This window comes from Desulfococcus sp. (assembly GCF_041737845.1).
Taxonomy (GTDB): Bacteria; Desulfobacterota; Desulfobacteria; order Desulfobacterales; family Desulfococcaceae; genus Desulfococcus.
The window spans coordinates 1-9,607 of the sequence record NZ_JBGSQX010000042.1 but is presented as its reverse complement, the minus strand read 5'-3'; the positions used below and the strand labels follow the sequence as shown (position 1 = coordinate 9,607).

Below are 9,607 nucleotides of genomic sequence, written 5' to 3'. Positions count from 1 at the left end.
TATGTTGACAGATTTGTTACAAATTTGTAAAATACATTATAACCTTCTGATATTTTTTAGTTTTTGAATTTTCACTTGCGTCGCTGTTTTTTGCTATGTTATCAAACAGATAAGGCGACTCGCAACATAATGATCCGAAACTTGAGTATCTTGGCACCGTAATTTTTCAAGGATACCATGACAAATCTGCACTGAACCCGAAGTAACGCACCGTCACACAAAAAAAGAGCCGGGCCGGAGCCACATATTACCCGGTCCGGCCCTGCCCTCCAGGTCTCCCATTCCGCCATATTGATTTTGCGATGCCCCAGCATGCCGCCGCGGTATGTTCGACAATACCATAGATCTCCTTTCCGTATCCTTCTACTTCATCATCGCCATCATCTGCAGCCTGCATGGTCATGCCGTAGGAAACCGGTGATGATGGAGACGATGTTGCCTGATGTTATCGAACATGGGCTTCGTGGGCCATATCGACACCCTCGCAAAAAAAGATCGTGGCGTGACGGGCATCTCAGGCAGCGGAGGATGCTGTATGGGCAGGCGGCGGCTGTCGAAGTGATTGCGCTGACGTAAGGCCGGAAACCCAAAAAAAGTGTGGGCGTATTTCAAGATCTTACAGGCCCTTTCGCCACAATCAATCTTACGAAGCCTCCAGCAACTTCTCCAAAAAGTCCCAGCTTTCATCCAAAACCCGACGCGCTTCATTGCATCCGGCACCGCCATTTTATTCGGTCCAGCCCTGCCGTTAACACCCTCCCCAGGGCCAGAGCCGCCGGACGAATGAAGATGGACTGAAAAAGCATGTCCAGCAAAGCGGGTCTCTCATCATCACGACCAACCGAGATAACTCGTTGATTACCATGGCTAAAAAAAATTGCTTAACTTCTCCGGGCTTTGGTCCATCTATGTACTATAGGGTGTTGGTTTTACAGCCCCTTCGGGCCGGTTGCCGGCCCTTGGATCGACCAAAATCGCAGTAATCGAAGGAGGAATACAAAATGAACATGCAGGAATTTGCCGACAAACTGGAAATCACCCGTCAATGCGTACATCACTGGTGCACCGGTCGCGCGAGGATATCCGTGCGGCTGGCCAAGCGGGTACGTGAACTTACGGGGATCCCCCTGGAGACCCTCCTGGACATGAGACCACAGGACATCCGGGGAATGATCCAGGACCAGGAGGTGCTGTGATGGAGGGAGCTACTGTAAACAGGGATTTTGTGGGCTTCGCGGACGACGACCAGGAATTCTACCCAGGCATAGCGGCCTGGACCTGCCGGGATGAGGTCAGGTCGCTCCGGCACATCAATCTGAACGGCGGACATGAGGCACTCTACGATGAAGCCAACCAAGTGGCCTATCTAAGGATGCCGGTTCACGACAGCGCTGCTATCAGATTGATTACGCAGACCGGCGAGCGGCTCAACCTGATAGTCAGGGACGCCGGCGGAGGGGTCTACATCAACATCGTCTTTGCGCTGCACGTAGAAGCCTTTGGGACGCCGCTGGAACGTAGGTTGATTATGCACAGGCTCTGGGTTGATATCCTTGAGGCGCTGACCAAAATGGAGGAGATGAGATGACCGAAAGGACCAAATTGGACGAGGTGGCAGAAATCTACGAACGGCTCAATGCGGGCATGCAGGTGCGGACCGGAATGCCGGAAGTGGTCGAGTTCAAGCCCAGTCCGTGCAGGGGCAGGCTTAACGACCCCACCTGGATGGAGAAGCTGCGGATCTCGGCGGCAAGAACGATTGATCGGTGGATCCCCATGTGGCTGGTCCATATGATGTACGAACTGGGCTGGTGGGGGTATTGGATCTGCAGGGCGCTTGGGCTTTAGGGGCCGAGGTGGAATTGAATGGCCCGCCGGGGATACACCCCCTCTCTCCGGCGGGCCATTCTTGATTGCCGATGGAGCCCATCCTGTTTCGGAGCTTTCATGAGCTGATTCCCACCGCGTCCGCCCCTAATATCGAATGGAGATCATCCCGCAGCCCATGAGATGGCGTGCATGTGCAATCCATGCGATAAATCTCGCGTACAGTATTCCCGCATCTCAGATGCACGAAAAAGGGCACTTCGCCCGGGTTCCCCAGTAAAGCCCGCTTGAACCTTCGTTGTCTCTCCTCATCGAACGACTCCTTGTCCACCTTGACATGAATGCCTTTTATGCCAGGCAGTTTGGGGGTGCAAACGTCGCTGACCCTCAACAGGATGACATTGTGCCCACGATCCGAGATATCCACGGTCCCCGTGAAAATACCCAATTCGCCGCTTCGATCATGCCACTCCCTGAACCGCTGATACTTGGATGCAAAAACGACGACGTCGATATTATCCGCGGCATCAGCAACCGACAGGAATGCCATCTTTCTGTGCTTTTTATCGGTAATCTCTCGCAGCTGGCTGATCATGCCGACGAATGTGACCACTTTGCGCGGTTCCATAATCTTTTTGACCCCCGATATGTCGGTGGTTAATCGACAAGAAATCGCATCTTGATGCAGCTCCAAAGGCGTGGAAGACAGATAGGCTCCCAGGTACTCTTTCTCATACATCAGGAGTTCTTCCGTACCGAGCTCGGGTAGACTTTCAGCCAAACGGCCTATGGGCACCTTCATCTTTTTGCCGGCTTTACCGGAAGCCGAGGCGGTCAGTTCTGCAAGCATCGAGGCACGGGTGTACCCTGTCGAGTCAAAGGCGCCGGCTTTAATCAACGCCTCGATCACCCCCTTGTTGGATTTGGATCGGCCGACACGGGTCTTGACCTCCCACAGCGAGGTAAACAGGCTGCCCGCCCTTCTGGCGTCGACGATGGATTCGGCAGTCCCGGTGCCCACCATCTTCACGGCACCCATCCCGAAACGGATCCTTCCATCTTCCATCTTGAAAAATGCATCGCTGTAATTGATATCCGGCGGCAGCAATGTGATGCCGGATCTCCTGCATTCGTCAGAGAGCTTTGCGACGCCGTCTGCAGAATCGATTTCGCTGTTGAGCAGCGCCGTCATGAATGCCACGGGATAATGGGCCTTGAGGTACGCGGTCTGATACGAAATCAGAGCGTAGGCGGTGCTGTGGGATTTATTGAATCCATAGCCCCCAAATTTCTCCAGGATATCAAAAAGGTGGGAGACGTTGTCCTCGGGGTATCCACGCTTTACCGCCCCTTCGATGAATCGGGTCCGATGTTCCGTCATCAGAGAGGAGATTTTTTTACCCATGGCCTTTCTGAGCTCGTCCGCATCCGCCATCGAGTAGCCAGCCACTTCCGCGGATATCCTCATGACCTGTTCCTGGTACAGAACGACGCCATAGGTCTCCTCAAGAATTGGTCTCAGGGATGCGAAGAGATATTTGATCTCCTGCCGCTCGTGCTTTCGTTCCACGAAGTCATTCACCATGCCGGATTCCAGCGGACCGGGTCGGTAGAGCGCAAGAAGCGCCACAAGATCCGAGAAGCAGGACGGTTGCAGCCTTGTGATAAGGCCTCGCATCCCTGGGCTTTCCAGTTGAAACACCCCGTGGGTGTCACCTGCGGAAAGCAGGCTGTAGGTCGAGGCATCATCAAGGTCTAAATCGGACAGGTCCAATGGTTCCGTGGTCTTCGCAATCAGCTTCAGGGTATTGTCGATCACCGTCAGGTTGCGGAGCCCCAGAAAATCAAACTTGACGAGACCGACGGCCTCCATCGGCCCCATCTCATACTGGCTTAACATCTCGTTGTTTTTCCCCGAACACAACGGCAGCAGATCAACCAGCGGTCGATCCGCGATCACGACTCCGGCAGCATGCGTGGAGGCATGACGCGCGGATCCTTCCAATCCCTGGCTGATCCCCATCAACCGTTTGAGATCCGGCCGGGCCTGAATCCACTGCCGAAGTTGCGAATTTTCGGACAGTGCCGTCTCCAGGGTGATGCCAGGCCTCTCCGGGACCATCTTGGCAAGCCTGTCGAGATCCGCAGCGGGGATGCCCAGGACCCGGCCGACATCCCGGAGCACCCCTCGGGCTCCAAGCCTCCCGAAGGTGATGATCTGTGCCACATGGTCCCTGCCATATCGTTCCACGACATAGTCGATCACCCGCGCCCGGCCATTGATGCAAAAATCGACATCGATATCCGGCATGCTGACACGGGAAGGGTTGAGGAAACGTTCAAAAATAAGACCGTGCTCCAATGGATCGATCTGGGTGATCCCCAATGCATAGGCGACGAGCGATCCCGCAGCCGATCCCCTTCCCGGCCCGACCGGAATTCCATTCCTTCTGGCGTATTCGATGAAATCTGCGACGATCAGGAAGTAGCCGGCGTAGTTCATGCGCTCGATGACCCCCAGCTCGTATACGAGGCGTTGTCGGTAGGCTTCCTCGTCGATGGGATTCTTTCGGGATGCCTTAAGACAATCCAGTCTGCGCTTCAAGCCGGCATGGACGAGCGTTTCGAAGTTCTCAACCGAGGACCGCTCCTCTTCTGACGTAAAATGGGGAAGATGAAAGCTCCTGGCCCCGAGTTCGACATGGCAGCGGTCGGCGATCCACCTCGTGTTCTCGATGGCGCCCCTGTAATCCCCGAACGCCGCCTTCATCTCCCGGGGAGACTTCAAATAGAGCTGGCCCGTGGAGAACCTGAACCGGTTGGGATCCTGCAGGGTTTTCTTTTGCTGGATGCACAAGGGCACGTCATGGAGCAGGGCGTCCGCTTCATAGAGATAATGGCAATCGTTGGTGGCGACGATCGGCATCGAGAGGCGGGCGCTCATTTCCAAAATCTGCTGGTTCACCCGGGATTGTTCCGGCAGCCCATTGTCCTGCACCTCCAGGAAGAACCCCTTCTCTCCGAATACCCCTTGGAAAAAGCGGGCAGCATCGTCCGCCTCCGCAATCCGGTTCTTGAGCAGCAGCCGCGGGATCTGGCCCTGGAGGCAGGCTGAGGTGGCGATCAGCCCCTTGCTGTTTGCAGCCAGAGCATCCCGGTCGATCCTTGGCTTGTAGTAAAAGCCTTTAAGCTGAGAAATAGACGCAAGTCGGCACAGGTTGAAATATCCTTCCATAGTCTCGGCGATCAACACCAGATGGGTGACGCCTTGGCGATCAAAGGATGTTTTGTCGGTGAGCTTCCGTGGTGCCACATAAAATTCGCATCCGATCAGCGGTTTGACGCCGGCCGCGAGAGCCTTTTTGTAGAACTCCACAACCCCCGACATGGTGCCGTGATCGGTGATGGCGACGGCATCCATGCCAACTGCCTTTATGTGCTTGAACAGGGGCGTGATCCGGATTGCGCCGTCCAACAGGCTGTATTCGCTGTGAAGATGAAGGTGAACAAATTCTCTGGATTCCATGATTTCCTCCGGGGACTCGATGTTTCTGCAAACGCCTGCAGCAGAGCAGGCAGTATCTACATACATATTGCCCCGTGCGGCATGGAAAGTTCACTGCCTGCCGGCACCCCGGAGAAAATCATAACTATATATTTTTTATATTAAAATGTTCGACATGGCGACCCATACTATAAGTAAGGGTGTGGCATTCGAGCAGGACGGCAATCCGCCAGACCCGTTCCGGCCAAGCCACTGCAACAGTTACTCGGGCGGGAAAAACGCCCCCTTCCTCAAGGAGTTGTCATGAATAAAAAGAGTCCCCAGCGTAAACAGGATCCCCAAGCGAACCAGGATCCGATCACGATATCGGTCACCAAGCTCTGCTGGGCGGTATCCAAAGTGATGAATTTTGTCAACAAGAGCAAGAGATCGGTTGTCGTGACAAACCGGAACACCGCAATCGCCTTGATCGTTCCCGTCATCGGTCAGGACCCGGTTCCGAGTCTCGATATCACCGGGGTGTTCGAGCGGAAAGGGAGTAAATAGCGATGAGATCTTCCTTAAGCCTCGACACTATAAAGGCGCAAATTGAAAGCAGCTCTCTCTGGTCCGATCGGTCCCGCTACAAAGGAGAATATATCCAAGGGCTCGTATGCCCGGCCTGCGGCGAACCCGAGGCGTATGCGCACGCGGACTCCCCCTACACCATATTCTGCAATCGGAAGAACAACTGCGGAGTCAAGACGGCCGTCACGGACGTTCTGCCCGAGATGGCCGCGGATATCGAGACCACCTTTCCGCCCGACGATTCGGATCCCCATAGACCCGCAACAGTCTATTTACAGCGCAGAGGATTGAGTGAGGCGCTGAAAGATCTGGATTATACGTACTGGCCGAATGTCCGGGGTACGGGCTCAGGGGCCGTGATGTTTTCCATAAGTGCTTCCGAAGACGGAAAAATGATCTGCAACGGCAGGCTGCTCAACCCCCCGAAGGGCGAGGGGAAGACGCACAATATCGGGAAAACATCAGGGCTGTTCTGGATGCATCCGGGCCTGGAGTACAATGAAACCGACGAGGTTTTCGTGACCGAGGGGATTATTGATGCCCTGTCACTGATAGAGATGGGCCAAAAAGCGGTCGCCGTCCTGTCCTCCGGTGCGGACCCTGCGAAGCTGGATTTTTCATGGATCAAGAACATGACGTTGGCCTTCGACCGAGATCGTGCAGGAATTCGTGCCTTCCGTCGTTTTGAAGAATATTTCAGCGATAAAAACAACGGGCTCCAGACAAAACCCCAAAAAATGGTCTCTGTTCATGGTGACTGGAACGACCTGCTGATGCAGAAGGGCTCGAATAAAGCGCGTGAAATGCTGAAGGATAAGCGGAAACTCTTCGAACAGGAGGCCAGCCTGGCCCTGGCACAGACACATCATGCCTACGCCTCTATGCTCTATGAATTCAAAAGGCAATCGGGGCTCTTTAAATACAACGACAGATACTGCTATTCCAAAACAAAGCACAGCAGGGAAGAGATAATCGTCGTTTCTACGGAGGTCTCGGATTTCGTCTTGGAGATAGCCCATTTCGAGCTTGACACGACCAATTCAGAGAGACCTGTTTATAGTTACCGCCTGAACATCCAGCTCGCTTCCGGGGGATCGACATCCTGTACCGTCGAGGCAGAAGAGATATCGACCCCGGACAAGATGAGAACGACCTTTCTGAAGCAGGGGCGTGCGGTCTGGATGGGAGACACCGATGCGACCAAGGCATTGCTTCGACACATCGTAGATACCAAGGTGCCGGTCGTTCGGAAGGTCTTCACTTCAGGATATGACGAGGTCACCGGTTGCTATATGTTCCGGACACATATGATCGACAAGGACGGCGATCTCCACCTCCCCGATGAAAAGGGACTGTTCCGTCTTTCGCGGAAAGACTATATCAAGCCGGCGGAACACCATTCCATCCAGCCCATGGAAGGTGTGGATCCGGCTCTCATCCGGAGACTGATTTATGACGCCTGGGGGGCCAAGGGGCTCGCTGCGCTGTCCTGGGTCACGGCGTCCTGGTTCGTCAACCAGATCAAACAGAAAACAGGTTTTTTCCCTCTCCTCTCCATGCACGGCGATTCCCAGACAGGCAAATCCAATCTGGTACGTATTCTGAACAGCTGCCAATGCTTCGACGAGGAAGGCATCCCCATGCGGAAAACGAACACCGCAAAAGGCGAACTCAGGAAGATCGGGCAGAAATCAGGGGCCTTCATCGCCATGCTCGAGTGGCCCAGCGATGGGGCGCCGACGCGCTTCGATCTGGATACCATCCTGACGCTGTTCAATATAAACCCTCTCCAGGTTCGGGCCGTCAAATCCAACGATATTCAGACGACCGAGATAAAATTCCCTGGCGCATTGATGTTTGTCCAGAACAACGAGCCGTTCAAGACCAAGCAACAGAAGGAGCGCGTAATATCTCTCGAATTTAAGGATACGGAGTTGAACGAGATCACGTTCAAGGCGTTCAAGGAGCTGGAAACCATCTCATGCTCGCACAAAGCCTGGTTTTACGCCGCTGTCATGCGCAGGAGAACCTACATCGAAGAGAACTGGCATGAGGAATATGAACGGGCAAAGCGGGCGCTGGAGCATCTGAATGTCAGTTCGCGCCTCCAGGAAACCCATGCGATCGTATTGGGTTTCCACAACCTCGTTTCGCAAATCCTCGGAGACGCCATCGATATAGGGAAGTATATCCTCGATGTTGTTCACAAAAAACAGGACAGCTGCCTGGAGAAGGAGCTCACCCCTGCAGACCAATTCTTCGAGATACTGTTAAAAATGGACCAGAAGGACATGAAGGCGTTTTTTGACATCAAGAGCGGACACCTCATGTTCAACCTTCCCGACTCAGAGAGGTATATTCAGGAGCAGGGTTACAGGCTGCACTACGGGCTGGAGCCGCTGCCGGCAAGCCTGAAGAAACACCCCGCCTTTGTCAGGTCCAACAAGACGCATCGGTTCGAGGGAAATCCCGACAAGGCCTGGGTTTTCAGATGCGAATACTTTGTGGCTGAAGATAGCGAGGATGAGCCTGCCAAGGCATAAGGCGTATCTTCGGGCTTTTCCAGGCGCCTCAGCAAAACCGGAAGGAGCACCCACCCCCTCCAAAGGGGGTGTAACCCTCAAAATCGTTGATGATGAAGCAAAAATAGACAGAGGTTACATAAGGTTACATTCTGGTTACACTAATATCCTTAAATCATATGTTATTTTATAAGATGTAACCTTTGTAACCTCTATTTTATCAATAAGCGTAGGAAGGAAAGCAGATGAATATGTATCAGGTTCTCTTAGACATGAAAAAACAGGTTACAGAGGTTACAGAGGTTACAATCTCGGAAAATCGCACATGTAAAAGGGAAAACCGTGTAACCTCCGAAGCCGCCCCCGGGGTTACAGATGGTTCAGAAAGGGTTACATCCGTCCCCTTGTCGAAAGAGATGAAGTGCTATTCGATGTCATGCCCGAACCTCACGGAATCACTGTGCTGCAGAAAAACAGAGAGAACGATCACAGTGGACTTCTGGGTTGAGGGCAGCTGCCCCAACGGGTTTTGGAAGAAGGGCGACTGGGGCGTTTCAATTTTTTGTCCCGGCAGGCCGTGCAGGATATGTGGCGCCCAGGATTGGTGGCGGAGAGGTGATGGCTCCAGGTGGATATGCCGGTCATGCCATCCCCCGGCCGCAGACTATGACATCATCACTGCATAAGGGAGGGAGAACGAAATGATACCGCTGAATCCATCGATAGATAACCCGGCTCTCGAAAATTGCCCTTGTTCAAGCAGCCTCTCAAACACGCCAAGGGTCTCGATTGAAAAGGGCAGGATAACCCCCGTGCTCGACGGAACCATGGACTTCGAGGTTTACGTCGAAAAAATCCAGGCAATAACCTGCTCTCAGACCCCCGAAGAAGCATTCTATCTGCTTGATCAAGCATTCAAGGGATCGGTGCCCATCAAGGAGCACAACGAACCTGTGATCAACGGAATTATCGCTCTGATGGCCGGTATCGCTCCTCAGGATCCCGTAGAAGCAATGATAGCCGTCCAGATGGTCGCGATTCATAATTGTAGCGCGTTTCTTTATATTGCCTGAAAAACGCCAAAAATTATCGCGGTCGGCTACCCTGTGGAACGATGGCTGGGGATGTGAGCATGAGAAAAGATCTTTCCATCAGACAGCAGGAACCGCCCGATGCCTCCAATCCT

The 9,607-nt window shown here is 53.6% G+C and carries 8 protein-coding genes; 7 read left to right on the top strand and 1 reads right to left on the bottom strand.

Annotation, left to right across the window (positions count from 1 at the left end; genetic code table 11):
* Positions 1-1,001 precede the first annotated feature (1,001 nt).
* From ACEW8N_RS05165 to ACEW8N_RS05155, 3 genes are read left to right on the top strand one after another with little or no spacing between them, the layout of a single operon-like run.
* Positions 1,002-1,196: a helix-turn-helix domain-containing protein gene (locus ACEW8N_RS05165; protein ID WP_373498738.1), complete on the top strand. Its 195-nt coding sequence runs from the start codon at positions 1,002-1,004 to the stop codon at positions 1,194-1,196.
* Positions 1,196-1,588, top strand: coding sequence for a hypothetical protein (locus ACEW8N_RS05160; protein ID WP_373498737.1), 393 nt, complete (start codon positions 1,196-1,198; stop codon positions 1,586-1,588). The genes ACEW8N_RS05165 and ACEW8N_RS05160 overlap by 1 nt, the downstream gene beginning before the upstream one ends.
* Entirely contained in the window at positions 1,585-1,848 is a 264-nt protein-coding gene (locus ACEW8N_RS05155) for a hypothetical protein (RefSeq protein ID WP_373498736.1), read from the top strand. The genes ACEW8N_RS05160 and ACEW8N_RS05155 overlap by 4 nt, the downstream gene beginning before the upstream one ends.
* A gap of 97 nt (positions 1,849-1,945) precedes the next feature.
* Here ACEW8N_RS05155 and dnaE read toward each other — a convergent pair whose 3' ends face one another.
* Positions 1,946-5,353, bottom strand: a complete 3,408-nt coding sequence (gene dnaE / locus ACEW8N_RS05150; protein WP_373498735.1) for a DNA polymerase III subunit alpha — start codon at positions 5,351-5,353, stop codon at positions 1,946-1,948.
* A gap of 282 nt (positions 5,354-5,635) precedes the next feature.
* On the opposite strand from dnaE, the gene ACEW8N_RS05145 reads away from it, so the two are divergent.
* The 4 genes from ACEW8N_RS05145 (at position 5,636) to ACEW8N_RS05130 (ending at position 9,494) form a co-directional block, all read left to right on the top strand.
* Complete coding sequence (locus ACEW8N_RS05145) at positions 5,636-5,878, top strand: hypothetical protein (RefSeq protein ID WP_373498734.1); 243 nt, start codon at positions 5,636-5,638, stop codon at positions 5,876-5,878.
* Between the two features lie 224 nt (positions 5,879-6,102).
* Positions 6,103-8,442: a toprim domain-containing protein gene (locus tag ACEW8N_RS05140; protein WP_373498733.1), complete on the top strand. Its 2,340-nt coding sequence runs from the start codon at positions 6,103-6,105 to the stop codon at positions 8,440-8,442.
* 224 nt (positions 8,443-8,666) lie between these two features.
* Positions 8,667-9,107 carry a hypothetical protein gene (locus ACEW8N_RS05135; protein ID WP_373498732.1) on the top strand — a complete coding sequence of 147 codons (441 nt, stop codon included), beginning with the start codon at positions 8,667-8,669 and terminating at the stop codon, positions 9,105-9,107.
* Positions 9,108-9,122: 15 nt separating this feature from the next.
* Positions 9,123-9,494, top strand: a complete 372-nt coding sequence (locus tag ACEW8N_RS05130) for a hypothetical protein (RefSeq protein ID WP_373498731.1) — start codon at positions 9,123-9,125, stop codon at positions 9,492-9,494.
* The last annotated feature ends 113 nt before the right edge of the window (positions 9,495-9,607 follow it).